Origin of the sequence: Haloarcula sp. CBA1131 (genome assembly GCF_008728975.1) — an archaeon.
In the GTDB taxonomy this organism is placed as follows: Archaea; Halobacteriota; Halobacteria; order Halobacteriales; family Haloarculaceae; genus Haloarcula; species Haloarcula hispanica.
The window spans coordinates 1,348,540-1,369,861 of record NZ_RPCY01000001.1; the positions used below are offsets into that span (position 1 = coordinate 1,348,540).

At 63.3% G+C, this 21,322-nt stretch carries 27 protein-coding genes and 1 tRNA gene; 21 read left to right on the forward strand and 7 right to left on the reverse strand.

Features of this window, described 5'->3' with window-relative positions; translation table 11 throughout:
• Window positions 1-42 precede the first annotated feature (42 nt).
• Window positions 43-333, forward strand: coding sequence for a hypothetical protein (locus Har1131_RS06950; protein ID WP_151145611.1), 291 nt, complete (start codon window positions 43-45; stop codon window positions 331-333).
• 128 nt (window positions 334-461) lie between these two features.
• Window positions 462-623, forward strand: a complete 162-nt coding sequence (locus tag Har1131_RS21665) for a hypothetical protein (RefSeq protein WP_191907469.1) — start codon at window positions 462-464, stop codon at window positions 621-623.
• 426 nt (window positions 624-1,049) lie between these two features.
• Here the strand turns inward: Har1131_RS21665 and Har1131_RS06955 are convergent, their stop codons facing one another.
• On the reverse strand, window positions 1,050-4,151 hold the full coding sequence (locus Har1131_RS06955) for an adenosylcobalamin-dependent ribonucleoside-diphosphate reductase (protein ID WP_050036847.1): 3,102 nt from the start codon (window positions 4,149-4,151) through the stop codon (window positions 1,050-1,052).
• 574 nt (window positions 4,152-4,725) lie between these two features.
• On the opposite strand from Har1131_RS06955, the gene Har1131_RS06960 reads away from it, so the two are divergent.
• The 3 genes from Har1131_RS06960 (at window position 4,726) to Har1131_RS06970 (ending at window position 7,914) form a co-directional block, all read left to right on the forward strand.
• A complete protein-coding gene (locus Har1131_RS06960) occupies window positions 4,726-5,295 on the forward strand; it encodes a J domain-containing protein (protein ID WP_151145614.1) in 570 nt (189 codons plus the stop codon).
• Window positions 5,296-5,332: 37 nt separating this feature from the next.
• Complete coding sequence (locus Har1131_RS06965; protein WP_014040882.1) at window positions 5,333-6,016, forward strand: phosphoglycolate phosphatase; 684 nt, start codon at window positions 5,333-5,335, stop codon at window positions 6,014-6,016.
• A gap of 266 nt (window positions 6,017-6,282) precedes the next feature.
• Window positions 6,283-7,914, forward strand: coding sequence for a GTPBP1 family GTP-binding protein (locus Har1131_RS06970; protein WP_064287671.1), 1,632 nt, complete (start codon window positions 6,283-6,285; stop codon window positions 7,912-7,914).
• Between the two features lie 12 nt (window positions 7,915-7,926).
• On the opposite strand, the gene Har1131_RS06975 is transcribed toward Har1131_RS06970, so the two are convergent.
• The 6 genes from Har1131_RS06975 to Har1131_RS07000 all read right to left on the reverse strand — a co-directional run bounded on the left by Har1131_RS06975 (window position 7,927) and on the right by Har1131_RS07000 (window position 12,561).
• On the reverse strand, window positions 7,927-8,424 hold the full coding sequence (locus Har1131_RS06975) for a hypothetical protein (RefSeq protein ID WP_014040880.1): 498 nt from the start codon (window positions 8,422-8,424) through the stop codon (window positions 7,927-7,929).
• Window positions 8,425-8,430: 6 nt separating this feature from the next.
• Complete coding sequence (gene mch, locus Har1131_RS06980; RefSeq protein ID WP_050036844.1) at window positions 8,431-9,363, reverse strand: methenyltetrahydromethanopterin cyclohydrolase; 933 nt, start codon at window positions 9,361-9,363, stop codon at window positions 8,431-8,433.
• Between the two features lie 24 nt (window positions 9,364-9,387).
• Window positions 9,388-9,720: an MTH1187 family thiamine-binding protein gene (locus Har1131_RS06985; RefSeq protein WP_064287669.1), complete on the reverse strand. Its 333-nt coding sequence runs from the start codon at window positions 9,718-9,720 to the stop codon at window positions 9,388-9,390.
• An 82-nt stretch (window positions 9,721-9,802) separates the two neighbouring features.
• Window positions 9,803-10,453: an HVO_2922 family protein gene (locus Har1131_RS06990; protein ID WP_050007733.1), complete on the reverse strand. Its 651-nt coding sequence runs from the start codon at window positions 10,451-10,453 to the stop codon at window positions 9,803-9,805.
• A gap of 349 nt (window positions 10,454-10,802) precedes the next feature.
• The gene (locus Har1131_RS06995; RefSeq protein WP_064287668.1) at window positions 10,803-12,206 is read right to left on the reverse strand and encodes a hybrid sensor histidine kinase/response regulator; all 1,404 of its coding nucleotides are present in this window, start codon (window positions 12,204-12,206) and stop codon (window positions 10,803-10,805) included.
• A gap of 283 nt (window positions 12,207-12,489) precedes the next feature.
• Window positions 12,490-12,561 (reverse strand) — tRNA-Gly (locus tag Har1131_RS07000).
• A 349-nt stretch (window positions 12,562-12,910) separates the two neighbouring features.
• Here Har1131_RS07000 and Har1131_RS07005 point away from each other — a divergent pair.
• From Har1131_RS07005 to Har1131_RS07080, 16 genes are read left to right on the forward strand one after another with little or no spacing between them, the layout of a single operon-like run.
• A complete protein-coding gene (locus tag Har1131_RS07005) occupies window positions 12,911-13,756 on the forward strand; it encodes a putative RNA uridine N3 methyltransferase (protein ID WP_121511699.1) in 846 nt (281 codons plus the stop codon).
• 4 nt (window positions 13,757-13,760) lie between these two features.
• Window positions 13,761-14,777: a 50S ribosomal protein L3 gene (gene rpl3p / locus Har1131_RS07010; RefSeq protein WP_129755373.1), complete on the forward strand. Its 1,017-nt coding sequence runs from the start codon at window positions 13,761-13,763 to the stop codon at window positions 14,775-14,777.
• A 3-nt stretch (window positions 14,778-14,780) separates the two neighbouring features.
• Window positions 14,781-15,521 (forward strand): 50S ribosomal protein L4, encoded by a 741-nt coding sequence (gene rpl4p / locus Har1131_RS07015; protein ID WP_121303386.1) that lies wholly within the window; start codon window positions 14,781-14,783, stop codon window positions 15,519-15,521.
• Window positions 15,518-15,775: a 50S ribosomal protein L23 gene (locus tag Har1131_RS07020; RefSeq protein ID WP_004591553.1), complete on the forward strand. Its 258-nt coding sequence runs from the start codon at window positions 15,518-15,520 to the stop codon at window positions 15,773-15,775. Before rpl4p ends, Har1131_RS07020 begins: the two co-directional genes overlap by 4 nt.
• 2 nt (window positions 15,776-15,777) lie before the next feature.
• Window positions 15,778-16,500, forward strand: coding sequence for a 50S ribosomal protein L2 (locus tag Har1131_RS07025; RefSeq protein WP_004957415.1), 723 nt, complete (start codon window positions 15,778-15,780; stop codon window positions 16,498-16,500).
• A complete protein-coding gene (locus Har1131_RS07030) occupies window positions 16,497-16,919 on the forward strand; it encodes a 30S ribosomal protein S19 (protein ID WP_121303385.1) in 423 nt (140 codons plus the stop codon). The genes Har1131_RS07025 and Har1131_RS07030 overlap by 4 nt, the downstream gene beginning before the upstream one ends.
• A 2-nt stretch (window positions 16,920-16,921) precedes the next feature.
• Window positions 16,922-17,389 carry a 50S ribosomal protein L22 gene (locus Har1131_RS07035; protein ID WP_014040875.1) on the forward strand — a complete coding sequence of 156 codons (468 nt, stop codon included), beginning with the start codon at window positions 16,922-16,924 and terminating at the stop codon, window positions 17,387-17,389.
• Window positions 17,389-18,303, forward strand: a complete 915-nt coding sequence (locus Har1131_RS07040; RefSeq protein WP_064287665.1) for a 30S ribosomal protein S3 — start codon at window positions 17,389-17,391, stop codon at window positions 18,301-18,303. The genes Har1131_RS07035 and Har1131_RS07040 overlap by 1 nt, the downstream gene beginning before the upstream one ends.
• Window positions 18,300-18,515, forward strand: a complete 216-nt coding sequence (gene rpmC, locus Har1131_RS07045; RefSeq protein ID WP_004516964.1) for a 50S ribosomal protein L29 — start codon at window positions 18,300-18,302, stop codon at window positions 18,513-18,515. Before Har1131_RS07040 ends, rpmC begins: the two co-directional genes overlap by 4 nt.
• Window positions 18,515-18,799, forward strand: coding sequence for a ribonuclease P protein component 1 (locus Har1131_RS07050; protein WP_050007739.1), 285 nt, complete (start codon window positions 18,515-18,517; stop codon window positions 18,797-18,799). Before rpmC ends, Har1131_RS07050 begins: the two co-directional genes overlap by 1 nt.
• The gene (locus Har1131_RS07055; protein WP_008312918.1) at window positions 18,790-19,143 is read left to right on the forward strand and encodes a 30S ribosomal protein S17; all 354 of its coding nucleotides are present in this window, start codon (window positions 18,790-18,792) and stop codon (window positions 19,141-19,143) included. The genes Har1131_RS07050 and Har1131_RS07055 overlap by 10 nt, the downstream gene beginning before the upstream one ends.
• The gene (locus tag Har1131_RS07060; protein ID WP_004516961.1) at window positions 19,143-19,541 is read left to right on the forward strand and encodes a 50S ribosomal protein L14; all 399 of its coding nucleotides are present in this window, start codon (window positions 19,143-19,145) and stop codon (window positions 19,539-19,541) included. The genes Har1131_RS07055 and Har1131_RS07060 overlap by 1 nt, the downstream gene beginning before the upstream one ends.
• A 4-nt stretch (window positions 19,542-19,545) precedes the next feature.
• Complete coding sequence (rplX, locus tag Har1131_RS07065) at window positions 19,546-19,908, forward strand: 50S ribosomal protein L24 (RefSeq protein ID WP_050036840.1); 363 nt, start codon at window positions 19,546-19,548, stop codon at window positions 19,906-19,908.
• A complete protein-coding gene (locus Har1131_RS07070) occupies window positions 19,905-20,609 on the forward strand; it encodes a 30S ribosomal protein S4e (RefSeq protein WP_023843358.1) in 705 nt (234 codons plus the stop codon). Before rplX ends, Har1131_RS07070 begins: the two co-directional genes overlap by 4 nt.
• Window positions 20,606-21,139 (forward strand): 50S ribosomal protein L5, encoded by a 534-nt coding sequence (locus Har1131_RS07075; RefSeq protein WP_004591562.1) that lies wholly within the window; start codon window positions 20,606-20,608, stop codon window positions 21,137-21,139. Before Har1131_RS07070 ends, Har1131_RS07075 begins: the two co-directional genes overlap by 4 nt.
• A complete protein-coding gene (locus Har1131_RS07080; protein ID WP_004591563.1) occupies window positions 21,136-21,321 on the forward strand; it encodes a 30S ribosomal protein S14 in 186 nt (61 codons plus the stop codon). The genes Har1131_RS07075 and Har1131_RS07080 overlap by 4 nt, the downstream gene beginning before the upstream one ends.
• Window position 21,322 lies beyond the last annotated feature (1 nt).

The window sequence follows — 21,322 nt, forward strand, 5'->3', positions numbered from 1 at the left end:
GCAAAGCGAGCGGCACATACCGCTGTAGTCGCTACCTGAGGTATGGACGAGACGATTGCGGGCGAGGTCATTCACGTCGTGGAGCCGGCCGAGCACGAGGATTACGACTTCGAGCCCAAGATGGCGTCGCTCGCGGACTCACGCTACGTCATCGTCTGCCGCAAGGGCGGAAAGCCGTCGTGGCTCGAACGGATAGGGGCCTTTCTCCGCCGCCAGCCCATCGAACCGGTGACGCTCGTCGCGGACTCGGCAGCCGAAGAAGGGACAGAAATCACGGCGGCTGTCGAAGAGACTGACATTTCGGGCGTCTACGACGTGACAGAGCTTCGGTAACCATTGGGTCGGCTATACTGATTGAAGTAATCGCCCAATAATATGGCTCAATACAGAACTGTGCAATCACTGCGGGTTTTATGTTTCCCGAGTCAATTGTTATTGTCAGTAGCCGGTGGGAGACATATATGACACTTGAGTCAAAAGAGCGGGCTGACAGCGATTGTGACAATGCTGCAGACGCATTATCGAAAATAACTGGAAAACCGCGGGAAGAGTTCGATGCGTCTGACTATGAAATTCCAAACTTCGATGAACAGAATATTGTAGTTAAGGAAGAAGAGCCTTAGCCCAATCGCTAGACTGCTGATTGCTCCAGCCAGCGTACCGAGCAGATATCTCCCGGTAATTCTTGTCTAAGTACTTTTCGCAGAATCTTGGAGCGTCAGCTAAATCAACTGCTGGGAAATCCACGGTCTTGCGGTCCCGCTTAGCGGGATGCCGAATATCCATGTGGAGTCCCTCACGAGTTATATCGTGGCCTAGTGGATGTTCTGGCTGGTGGTCGAAACACGCTATTTGCGTCCAATCATCATCATTGGACGCTTCCGGAGCAAGGTTGTATTCTAACTGAACATAAAAAGATTGGATCTCGCCACCCTCAAAATCTAGTTCTGTGCGGCGACGAACCAGAGGGGCGTGCAGCATCTTCGTATAAGTACTCCCGTTCATATATTATATATTAAATTTTGAGGGTAGCGTGATTTATTCTCGGCTCAGCACTCGGACCAGCCACAGGACTCGCAGGTCTTGCAACCCTCTGAGTAGTACAGCGACAGCGAGCCACAGTCAGGACACTCCGGGCTCTCGCCGGCGTCGATGATGTCCTGCTGGTCGCCACCTGCGTCAGATGCGGCGGCGGCCGCACCGCCGTCAGTCTGGGTCTGCGTGGCGGTCTCGCCGTCGGCCTTCTCGGCAGTCTCCTCCAGCGTGGTCTGGTCGGGGTAGGCCTTGTCGACGTCGCCGTCGAGGTAGCGACGCAGGGCCGTGCCGATGGCGTCCGGGATGGACTGGATCTGCTCGCCCTTGTCCCAGGCGACCTTCGGCGACCGGATGCCCTGCAGTTCGTCGGCGATTTCTTCGGGGTCGACGCCCGAGCGTAGCGCCGTCGAGATGGTCTTGGCCAGCGCCTCGGTGAAGGAGGCGGTGAAGCCGCCGGAGTTGCCGATGTTGGCGAACAGCTCGAACGGCCGGTCGGTTTCGGGGTCCTCGTTGATGTTGACGTAGAGCTTCCCGTAGCCGGTGTCGATGCGCTGGGTCACGCCGTGGAGCACGTCCGGCCGAGTCTGCTTCTCGGCGTACTCGGCGTCCCCGTCGGCGACACCAAGCACCTGTTCGATGGAGTCGTCGATAGCCGCCTGCACGGCTTCGTCTTCGAGGAAGCCCTCGATACCGCCGAAGACCTCCTCGATCTGGGCGACGATCTCGTCGGCGTCCATGTCCGAGAACTCGGTGTTCTGGGCACGCGTCGTCAGCACCTGTTTGCTGCGGGTGCCGTCGCGGTAGTAGGTGACGCCCTTGCCGCCGTGGTCGTAGATGTACTCGAACACTTCGGCGGCGTCCTCGGTCGTGGAGTCGTTCGGGGCGTTGACCGTCTTCGAGATAGCGGAGTCGACGCCTTCCTGACAGGCAACCTGGATGCCCGCGTGCTGCTTCGCCGAGAGGTCGCCAGTAGTGACGAACAGCTCTCCGATAGCGTCGGGCACGGTCGTCAGCCCGTCGACGCCGTCGAACTCGTTGTTGGCCATCTGCTCCTGGGCTTCCTGTTTGACGGCCTCGACGTCGATGTCGTTGTCCTCCAGCGCGCGGAGGAAGTAGTCGTCGAACTCCACGAGCATCTCGTCGCCCTGCACGTCGTCGGAGACGTTCTTGTAGTAGGCGACGTTGTAGATGGGCTCGCACCCGCCGGTGGTGTTGCCGATCATCGAAGTCGTCCCGGTCGGGGCGATGGTCGTGGTGTTGTGGTTACGGATCGGGTAGCCGTCTTCCCAGTCCGCCGCGTCCTCGCCGGTCTGCTTCTCGAACCAGTCGGGGTAGTCCGTCGGGTTCGCGTACTTGGAGTTGTCCCACTCCTCGAAGGTGCCGCGCTCGGTCGCAAGCTCGTGGCTCGCAGCCTTGGACCCGTGGTTGATGTGGCGCATCGTTTGGCGGGCGATTTCGTTGGCCTCCTCGGTCCCGTAGGCGACGCCGAGCTGGATGTACAGCTGGGCGAGGCCCATGATACCGAGGCCGATCTTGCGCATCTCCCGGACCTTCTGCTCGATTTTCTCGACCGGGAAGTCCGACATCGTGACGACGTTTTCGAGGAAGCGGGTGCCCAGTTCGATGCGGCGGTCGAACTCGTCCCAGTCGATGGCGTCCTCGAGGAACGCGTCGATGGCGGCTTCCGTCGAGTCGTACTCGTCGGCGTGGGCCTCCGACCAGACGCGCCAGTCCGGCGCGTCCGTGGCGGCCAGCGTCGAGAGGTTGATGTGCCCGAGGTTACAGGCCTCGTACTCTTCGAGGGGCTGTTCGCCACACGGGTTCGTGGCGAGAATCTCGTGGTCGGGGTGCTCCTCCACGTCGAAGGAGTGCTGCTTGTTCACCCGTTCGAGGTAGATGACGCCGGGCTCGCCGTTCTCGTGAGCGCCCTCGACGATGTCGTCCCAGAGTTCCTCGGCCGGAATCGAGAGTTCCTCACCGACCTCGACGTGTTCGCCGAGACCGAACATGTCGTACAGTTCCTTCGTCTCCTCGGTGGCGATGTGGGCCTCGCCCGTCCGCGGGTTGGTGAAGGTGAACTCCTCACCGGCCTTCAGCGCCTCCATGAAGTCGTCGGTGACGCCGACGGAGATGTTGAAGTTCGAGAGGTGGCCCTCGACGGCGTTGCGGAGGTGCTTTGGCACCTTTCCGTCGTCGTCGATGAGTTCGCGAGCCTCCTCCAGCGCCTCGGCGAAGGAGTTGTGCGTGAAGTCGTCCGGGTCGTTCAGGCGCAGCGTCTCGGCGAGCGAGACGTCCTTGTTCTTGGCGTGGATGAACTGGATGACGTCCGGGTGGGAGACGCGCATGACGCCCATCTGGGCACCGCGGCGGGCGCCACCTTGGGCGATGGTCTCGCACATCTGGTCGTAGGTCCGCATGAACGTGATGGGACCGGAGGCGATGCCGCCGGTCGAGCCGACGGGGTCGCCGTACGGGCGGAGCTTCCAGAACGCATAGCCCATGCCACCGCCGGACTGGAAGACCTGTGCGGCCTCCTTGGCGGTCTGGTGGATGTCGTCGATGTCGTCAGCCGGTGAGTCGACGAAACAGGCGGAGAGCTGCTGGAGTTCGTCGCCGGCGTTCATCAGCGTCGGCGAGTTCGGCATGAAGGAGAGCTGCTCCATCTGCTCCTGGAATGCGTCGGCGGTCGATTCGACGTGGTCGCGGACACCCTCGGGCAGTTCCGGGACGACCGTCTCGTAGGCGAATTTGTTGACGTTGTAGACAGAGAGCTCGGTCTCGACGTCGTCGTCGACGGACGTTCCCTTGCCGAACACTTCGTCGGCGAGTTCGTCGCGGCGCGGGTGGTCGGGCTTCAGCTGGTCCGGCGAGACGTGTACGTCGACGTCCTGCTTGTTGGCCTCGAACACGGCCTCGGCGAGCGCGATGTTCTTTGCGACACGGTCGAAGAGGTCTTCGGGTTCCTCGATGAGGTCGCCGTTGGCGTCCTTCCGGAGGTAGCGAGCCGGGAGGATGTTGTGGTAGGCGTTGCCTGTGAGTCGCTCTTCGATAGTGTCACCGTCGGTACGTTTGATCGGGAGCGTGATCTCGTCGGCGGAAAGGTCGCTGTTACTCATCGCCCGCTCCTCCTCCCGACAGCGGCCGTCTGTCGGTCGATACCCCTCGTCGTAGCTACCCGTGATCCTGTCATTTCTGGCGGCGAATACGTATTCATCGATAGCGTTTAATCCTTCTTGTCTGCGATTCGGCGGCGGCCGTAGCAATCTCCGGAGTCGTGGCTACGGTGCTCGACGAACTGTGCTGGTGACGCGTGAAACGATAGTCGCGTACAACGGAATAGATGCCGTCGATTCTCCTTAATACTGTCCAGACCGAAGTGAAAGTGAAACCCCGTCCCTGTGAACCACCAGACGTGAGTGAGATATCCAGTAGAAACTGACGGGGGTTTGCGGGTGGTGATATACGCTCGCTAACAGTGCGTAGGGAGGGAGTAAGGCTGTGTCAGACGCACCGCAGTACTGCGGTTTTGGCAAAACAGGCCTGTCAGTCCATGCGGTGTCGATATGGTGTGGTGGTAGCTCAGTTCGTCCCTGTGCCATCCGGGAACGTGCCCGGTATTCAGTCCGAGGCCGGACCGAATGGAAGGCGAGAGGCGGGACGCTTACAGGTCTGTGGACCGAAGGAGTGTGCGTGCAGTACGACGGGCTCACCAAGGGAATCGCAGTGGTGTTTGGAGGCCTGACAGTCGTCCTGACAGCGGTGGGCCTCGTGATCAATCCCGCGGTACTCTTCCTGGCGCTCATGTTCGGCGTGTCGACGTATTTCATGTACTACCACCTCAGTGGGAAGATGGCCGCGAGCCTCTACGAACGGGTCGAGCGACAGGCGGCACAGAACACGGGGAACGCCCGTCGCGGTGGGTTCGGTGCCGGCCCACGGGAGGAGTGGGAACCACCGCGAGACAGCCGCCGAGCGCGCCGCTCGCGAGCGTCGCAGGGTGGCCAGCGTCGTCGCCAGGGACGGCAGCGACAGCGTCGCCAGGCAGCGGGCGGCCGGCAGCGCCGACAGCGGGTTCAGTCGTCGGGACCGAGTCCGGCGGAGGCCTACCAGCGGCTCGGCATCGAGCCGGACGCCGATCAGGGGACGATCAAGCGGGCTTACCGGGAGAAAGTCAAGGAGGTCCACCCCGACACTGACAGCGGGAGCGAAAGGGAATTCAAGCAGGTGCAAGCGGCCTACGAAACGCTGACTGACGACTGACCGCAATTCCCATATGCAGCGCTCCGAACCCGGACGTATGGACAACGACACGCCGCCGCTCATCGTCGACATCGACGGAACGTTGACTGACGAAAGCCGAGCGATTGACCCCCGCGTCATGCCGGTCCTTCGCGAGTGGCCCGCACGCGTTGTCATCGCGACCGGAAAAGCGATGCCGTTTCCAATTGCGCTCTGTGAGTTTCTCGGCATCGAACGGACGGTCGTCGCCGAGAACGGCGGCGTGGTGTTCGTCGAAGCTACCGACGAGCTCAGGCTCGAAGGCGACCACGAGGCGGCGCTCGCGGTCGGCGAGGCCTATCGCGACCTGGGCCATGACCTGGGATTCGGACAGGTCGACTTGGCAAACCGATGGCGCGAGACGGAACTCGTCGTGTCGCTCGACCAGCCGCTCGAACCGCTGGAGGACCTGGCCGCGGCACGCGGGCTCGTCGTCCTCGACACCGGCTTCGCGTACCACGTTACAGACCCGGTCGTCGACAAGGGGACGGGCCTCGAAGCGGTGTGTGCTGAACTGGACCTCGCTCCGGAGACGTTCCTCGCCGTCGGCGACTCAGTGAACGACGCCCAGATGTTCGACCTGGCTGGAGAGGCCGTGGCCGTCGCCAATGCCGACGAGACAGCGCTCGAACGCGCCGACCGGGTTACCGACGGGACCTACGGCGACGGCTTTCTCGAAGCGGTCGCGCCGTACCGGGAGTGACAGTCGTGTGATTCACTTTTAGACCAGTCGCTAACCAGATGGGCAAACAGGTGACGCCATCGGCGCAACCCAGCACACGGAGCGGCGTCACACAACCGCAAACTCCGTGTGGCGACTCAGTCCACGACCCGGTCTGGCAGCGCCTTCGCGTATAAATATCCGTCCGACTGATACTGTGAGAGATACACTCAGCCACCGCTCTCAGGAGTTCTCTGGAGCCGTAAATCCGGGGAAGGCTTATATCTACCCCACAGTAACGGGTGGGTATGAGCCCCGACCGGGCTGTCCTCCGGCGCGCGCTTGACCGCGGTGAACGGGAGGGCGGCAGCGTCGAGTTCAAAGAACGGCTCACCGAAGATCTCCACCTGTCAGAGGGCAGACTCGAATCCCTTGCAGCGCAACTCCGCCACCGCGTTCTCTCCGGGGATGGGGAGGCGACGTACGTCGTCGGCGTCACCGACGACGGCGGTCTGGCCGGCATCTCACCGGCGGAGTTCTCCGAGTCGATGGACGTACTCAGCCTGCTGGCAGAGGAAGCCGGTGCACACATTGAAGAGGTGAAAACGTGGGGCGTCGACGGCGTCTCGGAGAACGGGTCGACAGCCTCCGATGGCATCGTCGGTGTCGCGACCGTCTCGGAGGGATCGGTCCTCGCGGACGACGACCACATCGTCGTCGGAACCGCCGGCCACGTCGACCACGGCAAATCCACGCTCGTGGGGTCGCTGGTCACTGGTGACGCAGACGACGGGGAAGGCGGGACACGCGGCTTCCTCGACGTGCAACCACACGAAGTCGACCGAGGTCTCTCGGCGGACCTCTCCTACGGCGTCTACGGCTTCGATGAGGACGGTGAGCCGATCCGCATGGACAATCCGCACCGGAAGGACGATCGAGCGCGGGTCGTCGAAGCATCAGACCGGCTCGTTTCCTTCGTCGACACTGTGGGCCACGAGCCGTGGCTCCGGACGACGATCCGCGGCCTCGTCGGGCAGAAACTCGACTACGGCCTCCTGACCGTCGCGGCCGACGACGGGGTGACCGAGACGACGCGGGAACACCTCGGGATTCTACTAGCGACGGACCTCCCGACGATTGTCGCCATCACCAAGACCGATCTGGTGGACGAGGAACGGGTCGCAGAAGTCGAACGGGATGTCGAACAGGCACTGCGGGAGGTCGACAAGACGCCACTTCGGGTCGAGCGCCACGGCGTCGACACGGCCATCGACGAAATCTCCGAGACCGTCGTCCCCGTCGTCACCACAAGCGCCGTCACGAAGGAGGGGCTGGACGACTTAGACGAGATGTTCGAGGCCCTGCCAAAGACCGCCGGGGAGGTGGGCGACTTCCGCATGTACGTCGACCGGACGTACAACGTCCAGGGAGTCGGCGCGGTCGCCTCGGGCACCATCAAATCCGGCGAGGTCGAAGCTGGCGACGAACTGCTACTCGGCCCGATGCAAGACGGGAGCTTCCGCGAGGTCGAGGTCCGGTCCATCGAGATGCACTACCACCGGGTCGACGAGGCAAAGGCCGGTCGCATCGTTGGTATCGCACTGAAAGGCGTCCGCGAGCAGGACATCGAGCGCGGGATGGTCCTGCTCCCGGCCGACGCCGACCCCTCGCCCGTCCGGGAATTCGAGGCCGAGGTGATGGTGCTGAACCATCCGACCCGCATCGGCGACGGCTACGAACCCGTCGTCCACCTCGAAACGGTCAGCGAGGCCGCGGCCTTCTATCCAGAGGGCGGGCAGTTGCTCCCGGGCGACGCGGGCAAGGCCCGGGTTCGGTTCAAGTTCCGTTCCTACCTCGTCGAGGAAGGCCAGAAGTTCGTCTTCCGCGAGGGGAGTTCGAAGGGCGTCGGGACCGTCACCGACATCGACCCGGCGGAGTAGCGGTCCGCTGTCTCACTGGTCTTTCCCGTCTTCAGTCGGCTGTCTGTAGCCGTCAGTCGTTTTCTCGGCGAGTCCGAACAGTACGGCCCACTCCAGCAGATTCGCCGTGCGCTCCTGCCAGACGGCTTCCCAGTCAGCGTGACGCTCTCGCTCCCAGCGGGGAATCTCAGCCCGAAGGGCATCGAACGCATCATCAGTATCTACCGGCTCCGAATTGAGAGCCTCAACGAGCACGTCGACGCCGAAGACTGATTTCTCGAACGCTGTTGCGAGGGCCGCCTGGTCGTGGTCGGTCCGCGTCCGGTAGTAGCCCCGGTCGCTCTCGGCGACCAGTCCCAGCGCCTGTAGGAAAACCAGATATTTTTGGGCCGTTTCGCGGTCGGACACGTCAGTCGCCGTCTGAATCGCGCGACAGCAGTCGGCCTCGCTGTCGGGGACGAGCGGAATCGCGTCTCTGGCGCTCTCCAGAAACGAGTGCGAGCGGGCCGGTGGCGCGACCTTGTAACGCATACCCGATTACAGGCCGAAGCTCTCGGCCAAGACGCCCTCGCTCGTCCCACCGACGACGTGCGTGTCGCCGCCGACCACGTCGATGGTGACCGCCGCGGGGCCGAACAGTTCGACGGGGAGCTCCGCGAAGTCCCAGTCCACGCCCTCGAAGACGCCCTCCAGTGGCTTGCCGTACTCTTCGGCTGCGACGGACGGGACCTCGTCGAAGCGGTCGAAGGATTCGTCGACAGTGAGGTGGACCTCGCTGCCGTAGGCGAGCGCGTCCGTGGTCCGGGCCATCGCGGTCGCTTCGTCGCCGGCGACCGGCGCGACCGGCGCGCGGCCGCTGGCCGACAGCACCGACACCGGGTCGAAGCCGAGTTCGGCCAGCCGGAAGACGGCCAGTTCGGCGGCCCGGGCCGCGGCGACGACGCTCCCGGTGACACTCGCGGTTGCGAACGACGGCAGGAACACGCCCGTCTCGGGGACGCCGGTGCGCTCGGCGACCTGGCTCGCAACGTCCTCGTCCGGCAGTTCGTCGGTTTCCAGGGCCAGCACGGCGAAGTCGGCGTCCTCGCGGTAGCCGATGCGCTGGAAGGCCTCCTCCTCAGCGACGAGCGCGCGTGCGGGACCGCTCCCGAGTGCCTGAAAGTCGTCGACAGTCAGTTCCCAGCCGCCCTTCTGCGAGCACAGCAGGGCCAGCGCCGGGTGGTCCGTCGACAGTTCGACGTGGTTCAGCGGCGCGCCGTCGACGGTGGCCATCGTGGACTGGACCGTCGCCAGCCCGGCCGTCTGGATTTCCGCGAGCAACATTCCGGCTTCGACAGCGCCGGGGACCTCGACGCCGAAGTCCAGCACCGCGGCGTCGCCCTCCAGCGCGTGTACGTCTATCGTGAGTTCGTCGGCGAAGTCGATGGCCTCGTCAACGAGTTCCGTGGCCATCCGATTGAGACTGTCCATACGCCGTCTTTGGCACCCTTCCCTTTAATCTCCGCCTTCGGCCGCGTCGCTTCTGGCTGCCCGACCCAGATGCTCCTCAACGGCGTTGACCTTGTCCCGCGCCTGCTGGTCGACGGTCCGCTTGTCGTCGATCTTCAGGAACGTGCTCACGCGGTCGCTCTGCTCGCCGACGGCCTCGTGAGCCGCGTGGGTGGCCGCGAACAGCTCCTCGCTGTCCTCCGCTTCGATGATGGTCCCCATCGGCGTCGTCTCGTATTCGACGTCGAACGCTTCCAGCGCCGCGACGGCGTCGGCGACGTAGGAAGACATGCTCCCTTCGATGACCGGTGCGACCGAGAGAAACCCTATGCAGGTCATACCGGTTCCGACGCGTGCCCGCGACCTAACCGCTGTGGTACTCGCCTGGGGACTGGACCGAAGAAACTCCCGTTCGAAGCGCTTACTCGCCTTCCTCGACCGGAGCCCCGCGAGCGTTCGTCTTCACGCTCTGGAGTCCCTGCTTCGCCTTCTGCTTGGAGGCATAGCCCTGCCCGCAGTCCGCGATTATCTCCCCGTTGTCGTGGCGGAGCCGCCAGCGCGCCTTGCCCTCGCTGTCTTTGAAGAGTTCGAACGTCGCTTTGCTGCCCCCCTCTTCGACAACACCGTCGTCGTCTTTGGACTCGTCGACGACGTACGCGCCGGGTGCGTTGGATTTGACGCTTTCGAGCCCCTGTTCGGCCTTCTGCTTGGAGGCGTAGCCTTCCCCGCTGTCGGCGATGATGTTTCCGTTGTCGTGGACGAGCCGCCAGCGGTACTGCTCGGCATTGTCCTCGTACACCTCGAAGGTCGCCTTGCTCGCAGCCACGTCAGTCGCTACCTCCCCCTCGTCTTCGTCCCACTGCATATCGATTTCAAGTGTGACAGTGCCGTCTTCCTGCTCGACCTCAACCTCGAACTCGGATTCGGCCGGCGGCGTGACCGTCACAGTCTGTTCCTCATCTGCCGGGGCCGGCTCACCGCGGCTGAGCCTGTTCGCCAGCCGTCGGAAGTACGACGCAATTCCTCTTCGGCTCCGCGTTTCCTGTGACTCGTGGACCGTCTCGTCTGTCATACAACCGGACTGACGATGGGACAACAAATAATGGTACTCCATACTCAAAACGGCACCCGACCTCCTCAGAACAGCTGACCGAAATAACAGGGTCTCGGCTGGCACGATACACCCTCTGGTGGACAGCTCTCCCGCGACGGCACGTAATAGGTCGTCGAACCGGAACGACGACTGACGGGTGTGTACGAAGGGCTACGCGACCCCATGCGACAGGTTCCTTCCAATTCGGGACAGAGAAGTACGCTGTGTGAATTCGCCGCTACTCGTCAGGCACTGACACTGTCGATTTCGATAGCATAACAACGAGTGGCACCTGTGGGACGAATCCGCCACGTAGGGCATTACAGAATCAGAGAGAAATGTCGAAGCGTGCCCCGCCGTCGCGGCCCTCACTGATGGTGATTTCCCAGCCGTGGGCGGTGACGATGTCCGTGACAATAGAGAGTCCGAATCCGGACCCGTCGTTGCTCGTCGTGTACCCGTGTTCAAGAACAGTCGTCCGGTCCTCTGGGGGGATGCCGCGGCCGTCATCTTCGATATAGAAGCCCGAAAGCTCAGTTTCGTCCGCATCGTCGAGTGTCCCCACTCGAATAGTCAGCGGCGTGTCGTTGTGGTCGAACGCGTTCCGAAAGAGATTCTCGAAAACCTGTAGCAGGCGGTCACGGTCTGTCTCAACCGCGACATCTCTTGTAAGGTTCAGTTCGAGCGTCCCGCCGTCTGTCTGGGTGTGTTCCCACGCGTCTTCAGCGACGGCAGCGAGTGCGACCCGAGACAAGTCGGTGATGCTCTCGCCCACACGAGCGAGTGTCAGCAATTCGTCTATCATCGTTTCCATCCGGTCGAGGTTCCTCTCCATCGTCTCGACGTGCTCCGTGGGCGCATCATCTCGGACGAAATCCACTCTGGCCCTCGTAACCATCAACGGGTTCCGGAGGTCATGCGAGACGACGCTCGCGAACTTGTCCAGTTTCTCGTTGGACTGTTCGAGCTCTCGCTTTGTCTTTTTGAGTTTCTGCTCGTCGTGTTTCTGCTGTGTAATTTCTCTGGAGATGAACTGGACAGTGTTTGTGTCCCCAGTCTCGCTGAGCGGCGTGACAATGTTGTGAAAGTGACGTACCCCAATGGAATCCTGAAACGTCACCGCGCTCCCGGCGGTAATGGCGCGTTGACCGTATTCGAGGCGGTCGGACGCTATTTCGGCCGGGAGTGCGTCCGACAACTGCGAGTCGATGAGTTCCGGGCGCGTGGTATCGTGTGCCCGCGCCATCGACTTGTTCGCTGCACGGATTCGTCCGTCGGTGGAGACCTCCACGATTTCGTCCGGTGTATTGTCGACCAGTTTCTCGTACTTCTGTTGTGCACGGTGTTGCCCGACAACGTTGCGTATCCGCGTGGCGAGCAACTGGAGTCGTTCTCCGTCTATGATTTTCTTCTTCTGAAGGTAATCATCGACACCGGTCCCGATTGCGTCACTGGCTACGTCCTCCCCGCCTTGCCCGGTTAGTAGAATAAACGGTATGTCAAACTCCTCACTCACCTCGGTACACAGCTCCAGCCCGTCCATGCCTGGCATCTTGTAGTCGCTGACGACACAGTCGACACGCTGCTCTCGTAACGACGCAAGCGCTTCCTGTCCTGTACTTGCCGTTTTGGTGGTGAAGCCGTGTGCGTCACTGAGCTTTTCCGACGCTATCTCGACAAAGAAATCACTGTCATCAACGACGAGTACACTGATATCCCCAGCAGAATCCATCGTACCCTCTAACTGGCTTGCAGACTGTTAACTGCCGGGTTTTGTTGCGGATAGATGATAACTCTACACAGTGAGAACTCGGACGCACAAATGGTGAGGCCCACGAAACGGTGGTTGCTGACAGACATTCACTGAGGGAACTGGACGGAAAAACAGACCCGTGTCCTCACTCGCTACGCTCGTTGTGGGCGCTGCGACTGGCAGGGCTCAAATCCAGTGCGATTACAGCATCCAGTACGCGGCGCGATAAAACGCACCGCTCAGGAGTTTGGATGAAGAGAAATGCGCTGGCTGGGATTTGAACCCAGGTTGTGACCATGGCAAGGTCACGTGATACCAACTACACTACCAGCGCTCGCTTCGTTCTGCACTGACCCTCACGGCCGTCGGCCGCTCGGTACCAGCGCGCAACGCCTCGTTGCAATCAAATCTGGCGGGGGTGAGAGTAAAAAGCCTTCCGTTTTCCGGGGAAAACCATGGGAAGTGAGGGCAATCGCCGCCCCGTCTGAGAGCCGTATCGTGTGATGACTTCACGGGGCATGGCCTTTCGGAAGCGGCAATCCAGTGAACGGTTGCATCGGTCCCGAACCGGCATGACGGACCATGTGAACGCGACGCACCGCAAACGCGAAACGGGGCCTTTTTAACCCCGGAAAGGGGAGATATCGGCACAGTCTAGTGGCGTGACGTGGAAGCGTCACGGCATGACGACCAGCGTACTCGTGCCGTCTTCCCTCGCACGGGAAGCCGAAGACAGACGCGAGGCAACTCGCAAGCTCGGTTACGTGGCCCGCGCGGCCGCGGTCTACCGGGTTGACCGGCTGACAGTGTACCCCGACCCTGACGGGGCGGGTAAGTGGGAAGACGGGTTCGTCGAAACCGTGCTGCGGTACGCCGCGACGCCCCCGCACCTCCGAAAGGAGATGTGGGGTAAGCGGGACGAACTGGAGTACGTCGGCGTCTTGCCGCCGCTCCGCGTGCGTTCACAGACCGGCTCCGGATCTGAGGGTTCGGGGTCGTTAAGACAGGGAATCGTGACCGAGGTCGGAGCTGATGGGCGCGTCCGGGTCAATTGCGGCATGCAACACCCGATCTCCCTTCCCGTCCCAGCGGATATGGACGTGGCACAGGGGGAGCGCGTGACCGTCAGGGTCTCTTCGCGACGGCCGGTCCGGGCGAAACTCGTCGACGCCCCCACAACGGGATTCGACGTTGTCGCCGCGGACCTCGATGCGGCACTCTCGCGCGACGATGCCGGGCTCACTATCGCGTCCTCGCGATACGGCGAGCCGGTAACGTCGACCCGTCTCGGCCAGTTGGCCGAGCGGCGCGACGCCGAGGGCGGCATGACCGTCGCCTTCGGGGCACCCGAGCGCGGGTTACCGTCGATACTCGACGTTGCCCCGGACGCCGTCGGGGGAGACCAGACGAGCGACGAACCAGAAGGGTTCGACCTCTGGCTGAATACGGTTCCGAACCAGGGCAGTGAGGTCGTGCGAACGGAAGAAGCTCTGTTCGCCTCCCTCACCTGTCTAACCCTCACGGAGTAAACGAATGCCACAACCAAGCAGACCACGCAAAGGCTCGCTGGGCTTCGGCCCGCGCAAGCGCTCGACGAGCGAGACGCCTCGCTTCAACAGCTGGCCGTCTGACGACGGGCAGCCGGGCGTCCAAGGGTTCGCCGGCTACAAGGCAGGCATGACACACGTCGTGCTCGTCAACGACGAACCCAACTCCCCCCGCGAGGGGATGGAGGAGACTGTCCCGGTGACAGTCATCGAGACGCCGCCGATGCGCGCCGTCGCCCTGCGAGCGTACGAAGACACGCCGTACGGTCAGCGTCCGCTGACGGAAGTCTGGACCGACGAGTTCCACTCGGAACTCGACCGGACCCTGGACGTTCCGGAGGACCACGATCCGGACGCTGCTGAGGAACAGGTACGAGAGGCACTCGAGGCCGGTGACCTCGGGGACGTGCGACTCATTACGCACACCGTCCCCGACGCCGTCCCGAGCGTCCCGAAGAAAAAGCCCGACGTGATGGAGACTCGCGTCGGCGGTGGGTCCGTTTCGGACCGCCTCGACCACGCCCTCGACCTCGTCGAGGACGGTGGCGAACACGCCATGAACGACATCTTCCGCGCCGGCGAGTACGCCGACGTGGCCGGTGTCACGAAAGGCAAAGGGACGCAGGGTCCCGTCAAGCGATGGGGCGTCCAGAAGCGGAAAGGCAAGCACGCCCGCCAGGGATGGCGCCGACGGATCGGCAACCTCGGTCCGTGGAACCCGTCCCGTGTGCGCTCGACGGTCCCCCAGCAGGGGCAGACCGGCTACCACCAGCGCACCGAGCTCAACAAGCGCCTCATCGACATCGGCGACGGCGACGAACCGACCGTCGATGGCGGCTTCGTCAACTACGGCGAAGTCGATGGGCCGTACACGCTCGTGAAGGGCTCCGTACCCGGTCCGGACAAGCGCCTGGTGCGCTTCCGGCCCGCGGTGCGTCCGAACGACCAGCCGCGCCTCGACCCCGAGGTGCGCTACGTCTCCAACGAATCGAACCAGGGATAACCTATGCAGGCAACAATCTACGACCTGGACGGCAACACAGACGGCGAGGTCGACCTGCCGGACGTCTTCGAGACGCCGGTTCGGTCCGACCTCATCGGCAAAGCTGTACGTGCCGCACAGGCCAACCGAAAGCAGGACTACGGGTCCGACGAGTACGCCGGCCTCCGAACGCCGGCCGAGTCCTTCGGTAGCGGCCGCGGCCAGGCACACGTCCCGAAGCAGGACGGCCGTGCCCGCCGCGTCCCGCAGGCGGTCAAGGGGCGAAGCGCCCACCCGCCGAAAGCCGAGAAGGACCGCTCGCTCGACCTCAACGACAAGGAACGGCAGCTGGCCGTTCGCTCGGCGCTGGCCGCGACGGCCGACGCCGACCTCGTCGCCGACCGCGGCCACGAGTTCGACCGTGACGAAGTGCCCGTCGTCGTCTCCGACGACTTCGAGGACCTCGTCAAGACGCAGGAAGTCGTCTCGCTGCTGGAGGCGCTCGACGTCCACGCGGACATCGACCGCGCCGACGAGACGAAGATCAAGGCTGGACAGGGTTCGGCCCGTGGACGGAAGTACCGTCGTCCCGCCTCGATCCTCTTCGTGACCAGCGACGAGCCGTCGACGGCCGCCCGCAACCTCGCGGGCGCCGACGTGGCGACCGCAAGCGAGGTCAACACGGAAGACCTCGCGCCCGGCGGCGCGCCCGGTCGACTCACCGTCTTCACGGAATCCGCACTCGCGGAGGTGGCCGAGCGATGAGCTGGGATGTCATCAAACACCCACACGTCACCGAGAAGGCCATGAACGACATGGACTTCCAGAACAAGCTCCAGTTCGCCGTCGACGACCGCGCCTCCAAGGGCGAAGTCGCCGACGCCGTCGAGGAGCAGTACGACGTGACAGTCGAACAGGTCAACACGCAGAACACGATGGACGGCGAGAAGAAGGCCGTCGTTCGCCTCTCTGAGGACGACGACGCCCAGGAAGTCGCCTCCAGAATTGGGGTGTTCTAACGATGGGACGACGAATCCAAGGACAACGGCGCGGCCGCGGGACCTCCACGTTCCGTGCTCCGTCGCACCGTTACAAGGCTGATCTGGAGCACCGCAAGGTCGAGGACGGCGACGTCATCGCCGGCACGGTCGTCGACATTGAGCACGACCCTGCCCGCTCGGCTCCGGTCGCTGCCGTCGAGTTCGAAGACGGCGACCGACGACTTATTCTCGCGCCGGAAGGCGTCGGGGTAGGCGACGAGCTACAGGTCGGCGTCAGCGCCGAGATCGCACCCGGGAACACGCTCCCGCTGGCCGAGATCCCAGAGGGGGTCCCGGTGTGCAACGTCGAATCCAGCCCCGGTGACGGTGGGAAGTTCGCCCGCGCGTCGGGTGTCAACGCCCAGCTGCTCACCCACGACCGCAACGTCGCGGTCGTCAAGCTCCCCTCCGGGGAGATGAAGCGGCTTGACCCGCAGTGTCGTGCTACCATCGGCGTCGTCGCCGGTGGCGGCCGAACTGACAAGCCGTTCGTGAAGGCTGGCAACAAGCATCACAAGATGAAAGCGCGAGGGACGAAGTGGCCCAACGTCCGCGGTGTGGCGATGAACGCCGTCGACCACCCGTTCGGTGGCGGCGGCCGCCAGCACCCCGGCAAGCCCAAGTCCATCTCGCGGAACGCCCCGCCAGGACGTAAGGTCGGGGACATCGCCTCGAAGCGAACTGGTCGAGGTGGCAACGAATGAGCTCAGAATATCAAATCGGCCACGAAGGAGAGTTCTCCTTCCGCGGCCACACGCTCGACGAGCTGCAGGAGATGGAGCTCGAGGAAGTCGCGGAACTGCTCCCCGCTCGACAGCGGCGAAGTATCGTACGCGGCCTGACCGAGGAGAAACACAAGCTCCTCGAAAAGGCCCGCGAGGCCGGCGAAGAGGAGACAGCCAACGACCCGATCCGGACGCACCTGCGCGACATGCCGGTGCTGCCGGAGATGGTCGGGCTGACCTTCGCCGTCCACGACGGCCAGAACTTCGAGCGTGTCAAAGTCGAGCCCGAGATGCTCGGCCACTACCTCGGTGAGTTCCAGCTCACCCGGAGTAGTGTCGAACACGGTCAGGCCGGTATCGGAGCGACACGCTCCTCGAAGTTCGTACCGCTCAAATAATCATGGGAATCAGTTACTCAGTCGAAGCCGACCCGGACACGACGGCCAAAGCGATGCTCCGGGAGCGGCAGATGAGCTTCAAGCACAGCAAGGCCATCGCCCGCGAAATCAAGGGCAAAACGGCCGGCGAGGCTGTCGACTACCTCGAGGCGGTTATCGAGGGCGACCAGCCCGTTCCGTTCAAACAGCACAACTCGGGCGTCGGCCACAAAAGCAAGGTCGACGGCTGGGACGCCGGACGATACCCGGAGAAGGCCAGCAAGGCCTTCCTCGACCTGCTCGAGAACGCGGTCGGCAACGCCGACCACCAGGGCTTCGACGGTGAGGCCATGACGATCACGCACGTCGCCGCCCACAAGGTCGGCGAGCAGCAGGGTCGCAAGCCCCGCGCGATGGGGCGTGCCTCGGCGTGGAACAGCCCGCAGGTCGACGTCGAACTCATCCTCGAAGAGCCGGAGGTCGAAGACTAATGGCCGACGAACAACAGTTCATCGAGGACGGACTTCAGCGGACCCAGATAGACGAGTTCTTCGCAGAAGAACTCGGTCGCGCTGGCTACGGCGGCATGGACGTCGCCAAGACGCCGATGGGAACCCAGATCGTGCTCAAAGCCGAGAAGCCAGGGATGGTCATCGGCAAGGGCGGGAAGAACATCCGGAAGATCACGACGGAACTCGAGGACCGATTCAACCTCGACGACCCGCAAGTCGACGTGCAGGAAGTCGACGAGCCGGACCTCAACGCCCGCATCGTCGCGGACCGACTGGCCAACGCACTCGAGCGTGGCTGGTACTTCCGCAAAGCGGGCCACACCACCATCGACCGCATCATGGAGTCGGGCGCACTCGGTGCAGAGATCGTCCTCTCCGGGAAGGTCACGGGTGCACGCTCGCGCGTGGAGAAGTTCAACCGCGGCTACGTCAAGCACAACGGCGAACCCGCAGAGGAGATCGTCGACAGCGGTGTCGGCGTCGCCGTGATGAAGCTCGGTACCATCGGGGTCCGAGTCAAGATCATCCCGCCGGACGCGGAGCTCCCCGACGACTTCGAGATCTACGAGGATGTCGACGTCGAGGACTACGTGGCCGACACCGACGGCGAGTCCGTCGAGGAACTCCTCGAAGGCGAGCCTGAAGACAGCGAGACGGCCGAGGAACTCGACGAAGACGTGGCCACCGGGGCCGACGACGAGTCCGAGGCTGACGAGGAGTTCGTCGACGAGGAAATCGTCGAGGAAGACGTCGAGGTCCCGACTGACGACGATGTCGAGGACGTCGACGTCGACGAACTCGAAGACGCTGTCGACGAGGAACTCGACGAGGACGTCGAGGCGGAAGCCGAAGAGCTGATGGACGAAATGGACGAGGAGGCTGACGACGAATGACCGTCCTCCACGTCCAGGAGATTCGGGACATGACGCCCGCCGAGCGCGAGGCGGAACTCGACGACCTGAAGACCGAACTGCTGAACGCCCGGGCCGTGCAGGCCGCGGGTGGTGCGCCGGAAAACCCCGGTCGCATCAAGGAGCTGCGGAAGGCCATCGCCCGCATCAAGACGATTCAGGGCGAAGAAGGCGACCTGCAGGAGAACGAATAATGCCACTGACACCCGAGACGCTCCCACGACACGAACTCGTCGGCCTCGACTGCGAGGTCGTCGCAGCGTCCAATCCGGACGCTGTCGGTATCAGCGGAACTGTCGTCATGGAGACGACACAGATGCTGACGGTCGAGGGGGCCGACCGGGTGTGGCACGTGCCGAAGGACAGCGCGACCTTTTCGTTCGCCGTCGACGGACAGCGAGTCCGGGTCGACGGGGGCCGACTCGTCGCGCGTCCCGCTCGTCGCACAGAGAACACAGGAGATTCACTATGGCGCTAGGACTGAACGTACAGGAACCGGAGGAGACCTGTGCCGATCAGAACTGCCCGTTCCACGGAGAGCTCTCCGTGCGCGGACAGACACTGAACGGCGAGGTAGCCTCCACTGACATGGAGAAGACCGTTGTCGTCGAGCGCGAGTACGACGTGAAGGTGCCGAAATACGACCGCTTTATGAAGCGGCGGAGCCGCGTTCCGGCTCACGCACCCGATTGTCTCGATCTCGCGGTCGGTGACACGGTCACGATAGCAGAGTGTCGACCGCTCTCGAAAACGAAAAGCCACGTCGTCGTTAGCGCGGGCTCGGACGAGGCCGCGAACGACGAACAGGACGGTGATGCCTGATGGAAGCACTCGGTGCTGACGTCACGCAAGGCCTCGAGAAGGGCTCGCTCATCACGTGTGCGGACAACACGGGAGCGCGCGAACTCAAGGTCATTTCCGTCCACGGCTACTCGGGAACGAAGAACCGCCACCCCAAAGCTGGGCTGGGCGACAAGATCACGGTCTCGGTCACCAAGGGGACGCCCGAAATGCGTCGTCAGGTGCTCGAAGCCGTCGTCGTCCGCCAGCGAAAGCCGATCCGTCGACCCGACGGCACCCGCGTCAAGTTCGAAGACAACGCGGCTGTCATCGTCGACGAGAACGAGGACCCGCGCGGGACCGAGCTGAAAGGTCCCATCGCACGGGAAGTCGCACAGCGATTCGGCAGTGTGGCATCAGCAGCGACGATGATCGTATAGAACCATGAGCAAGCAACCAGACAAACAACGCAAGAGTCAACGACGTGCCCCGCTTCACGAGCGGCACAAGCAGGTCCGGGCGACGCTTTCGGCCGACCTCCGCGAGGAGTACGGCCAGCGGAACGTCCGCGTCAACGCTGGTGACACCGTTGAGGTGCTCCGCGGCGACTTCGCCGGCGAGGAAGGCGAAGTCCTCAAGGTGGACCTCGACAAGGCCGTCATCCACGTCGAAGACGTCACGCTCGAGAAGACGGACGGCGAGGAAGTCCCGCGACCGCTTGACACCTCGAACGTCCGCGTGACGGACCTGGACCTCGAAGACGAGAAGCGCGAGGCGCGTCTCGAATCGGAGGATGATTCCGCATGAGTAACCACCAGAAGCGACTCTCGGTGCCCAACAGTTGGCCCGTAGAGCGCAAGACCGCGACGTTTACGGTGAAAGCCGGCGCCGGCCCGCACGGTGAGGACGGGGTTCCCCTACTCATCGTTCTTCGGGACGTGCTCGGCTACGCCGACAACCGCAAAGAAGCCCGCTACGCCCTCAACGAGGACAACGTCCTCATCAACGGGAAGGCCATCTCCGACGAGGAACGCCCCGTCGGGATGTTCGACATCCTGGCCTTCACCGAGCGCGAGGAGTACTACCGCGTGTTCCCCGGCGAGGGTGGTCGGCTGGCGCTGACCGCAATCGACCCGGACGCGGCCGAGTCCAAGCTCGGTAAAATCGTCACCAAGACCCACGTCTCCGGTGGCGACGTTCAGCTGGGCCTCCACGACGGTGAGACGCTCGTCGTCGAGGACGCCCAGACCTACGACGCTGGCGACTCCATCGTCGTCGGCAACGAGGACGGTGAAATCGTCGCCCACTTCGAGTACGAAGAGGGCGCGCTCGTCACCGCCGTCGACGGCGCCCACGCGGGCGAAGTCGGCGAAATCGAGGAGATTCAGGTGACGCCGGGTTCGGCACAGAACAACGTGATAGTCTCGCAGGATGGCGACGAAGGCTTCGAGACGGTCGAAGAGTACGTCGTCGTCATCGACGAGAACTTCACAGGTGATGACGAATGAGCTCCGAGAGTGAGTCCGGCGGCGACTTCCACGAGATGCGCGAACCGCGTATCGAGAAGGTCGTCGTTCACATGGGTATCGGCCACGGTGGCCGTGACCTCGCCAACGCAGAGGACATCCTCGGGGAAATCACCGGGCAGACGCCGGTACGAACGAAGGCCAAGCGGACTGTCGGCGAGTTCGACATCCGCGAGGGCGATCCCATCGGTGCGAAGGTCACCCTCCGCGATGAGATGGCTGAAGAGTTCCTCCAGACGGCGCTGCCGCTGGCCGAACTGGCGACGAGCCAGTTCGACGACACCGGCAACTTCAGCTTCGGCGTCGAGGAACACACCGAGTTCCCGAGCCAGGAGTACGACCCGAGCATCGGAATCTACGGGCTGGACGTGACGGTCAACCTCGTCCGCCCCGGCTACCGCGTCGCAAAGCGCGACAAGGCGTCACGCTCGATTCCGACGAAGCATCGACTCAACCCGGCGGACGCCGTCGCCTTCATCGAGTCGACCTACGACGTGGAGGTGAGCGAATGAGCGAAAGTGAAACCACAGACGAGCCCGATTCCGAGACGGCATCCAGTGAGCGAACTGGCCAGCTCGAGTCCTGTCAGCGCTGCGGTCGCGAACAGGGACTCGTCGGCAAGTACGACATCTGGCTGTGCCGCCAGTGCTTCCGCGAGATTTCGCGAGGCATGGGCTTCAGGAAGTACAGCTAAC

Bases quoted from the DNA above. Each gene is read 5' to 3' on its own strand.
- rplX (WP_050036840.1), top strand. From the start codon at position 19,546: ATGAGCAAGCAACCAGACAAACAACGCAAGAGTCAACGACGTGCCCCG.
- Har1131_RS06990 (WP_050007733.1), bottom strand. From the start codon at position 10,453: ATGACAGACGAGACGGTCCACGAGTCACAGGAAACGCGGAGCCGAAGA.
- Har1131_RS07040 (WP_064287665.1), top strand. From the start codon at position 17,389: ATGGCCGACGAACAACAGTTCATCGAGGACGGACTTCAGCGGACCCAG.
- Har1131_RS07080 (WP_004591563.1), top strand. From the start codon at position 21,136: ATGAGCGAAAGTGAAACCACAGACGAGCCCGATTCCGAGACGGCATCC.
- Har1131_RS21665 (WP_191907469.1), top strand. From the start codon at position 462: ATGACACTTGAGTCAAAAGAGCGGGCTGACAGCGATTGTGACAATGCT.
- Har1131_RS07020 (WP_004591553.1), top strand. From the start codon at position 15,518: ATGAGCTGGGATGTCATCAAACACCCACACGTCACCGAGAAGGCCATG.
- Har1131_RS07035 (WP_014040875.1), top strand. From the start codon at position 16,922: ATGGGAATCAGTTACTCAGTCGAAGCCGACCCGGACACGACGGCCAAA.
- mch (WP_050036844.1), bottom strand. From the start codon at position 9,363: ATGGACAGTCTCAATCGGATGGCCACGGAACTCGTTGACGAGGCCATC.
- Har1131_RS06970 (WP_064287671.1), top strand. From the start codon at position 6,283: ATGAGCCCCGACCGGGCTGTCCTCCGGCGCGCGCTTGACCGCGGTGAA.
- Har1131_RS06965 (WP_014040882.1), top strand. From the start codon at position 5,333: ATGGACAACGACACGCCGCCGCTCATCGTCGACATCGACGGAACGTTG.
- rpmC (WP_004516964.1), top strand. From the start codon at position 18,300: ATGACCGTCCTCCACGTCCAGGAGATTCGGGACATGACGCCCGCCGAG.
- rpl4p (WP_121303386.1), top strand. From the start codon at position 14,781: ATGCAGGCAACAATCTACGACCTGGACGGCAACACAGACGGCGAGGTC.
- Har1131_RS07030 (WP_121303385.1), top strand. From the start codon at position 16,497: ATGAGCTCAGAATATCAAATCGGCCACGAAGGAGAGTTCTCCTTCCGC.
- Har1131_RS07060 (WP_004516961.1), top strand. From the start codon at position 19,143: ATGGAAGCACTCGGTGCTGACGTCACGCAAGGCCTCGAGAAGGGCTCG.
- Har1131_RS06985 (WP_064287669.1), bottom strand. From the start codon at position 9,720: ATGACCTGCATAGGGTTTCTCTCGGTCGCACCGGTCATCGAAGGGAGC.
- Har1131_RS07025 (WP_004957415.1), top strand. From the start codon at position 15,778: ATGGGACGACGAATCCAAGGACAACGGCGCGGCCGCGGGACCTCCACG.
- Har1131_RS06995 (WP_064287668.1), bottom strand. From the start codon at position 12,206: ATGGATTCTGCTGGGGATATCAGTGTACTCGTCGTTGATGACAGTGAT.
- Har1131_RS07070 (WP_023843358.1), top strand. From the start codon at position 19,905: ATGAGTAACCACCAGAAGCGACTCTCGGTGCCCAACAGTTGGCCCGTA.
- rpl3p (WP_129755373.1), top strand. From the start codon at position 13,761: ATGCCACAACCAAGCAGACCACGCAAAGGCTCGCTGGGCTTCGGCCCG.
- Har1131_RS07005 (WP_121511699.1), top strand. From the start codon at position 12,911: ATGACGACCAGCGTACTCGTGCCGTCTTCCCTCGCACGGGAAGCCGAA.
- Har1131_RS07050 (WP_050007739.1), top strand. From the start codon at position 18,515: ATGCCACTGACACCCGAGACGCTCCCACGACACGAACTCGTCGGCCTC.
- Har1131_RS06975 (WP_014040880.1), bottom strand. From the start codon at position 8,424: ATGCGTTACAAGGTCGCGCCACCGGCCCGCTCGCACTCGTTTCTGGAG.
- Har1131_RS07075 (WP_004591562.1), top strand. From the start codon at position 20,606: ATGAGCTCCGAGAGTGAGTCCGGCGGCGACTTCCACGAGATGCGCGAA.
- Har1131_RS06950 (WP_151145611.1), top strand. From the start codon at position 43: ATGGACGAGACGATTGCGGGCGAGGTCATTCACGTCGTGGAGCCGGCC.
- Har1131_RS07055 (WP_008312918.1), top strand. From the start codon at position 18,790: ATGGCGCTAGGACTGAACGTACAGGAACCGGAGGAGACCTGTGCCGAT.
- Har1131_RS06955 (WP_050036847.1), bottom strand. From the start codon at position 4,151: ATGAGTAACAGCGACCTTTCCGCCGACGAGATCACGCTCCCGATCAAA.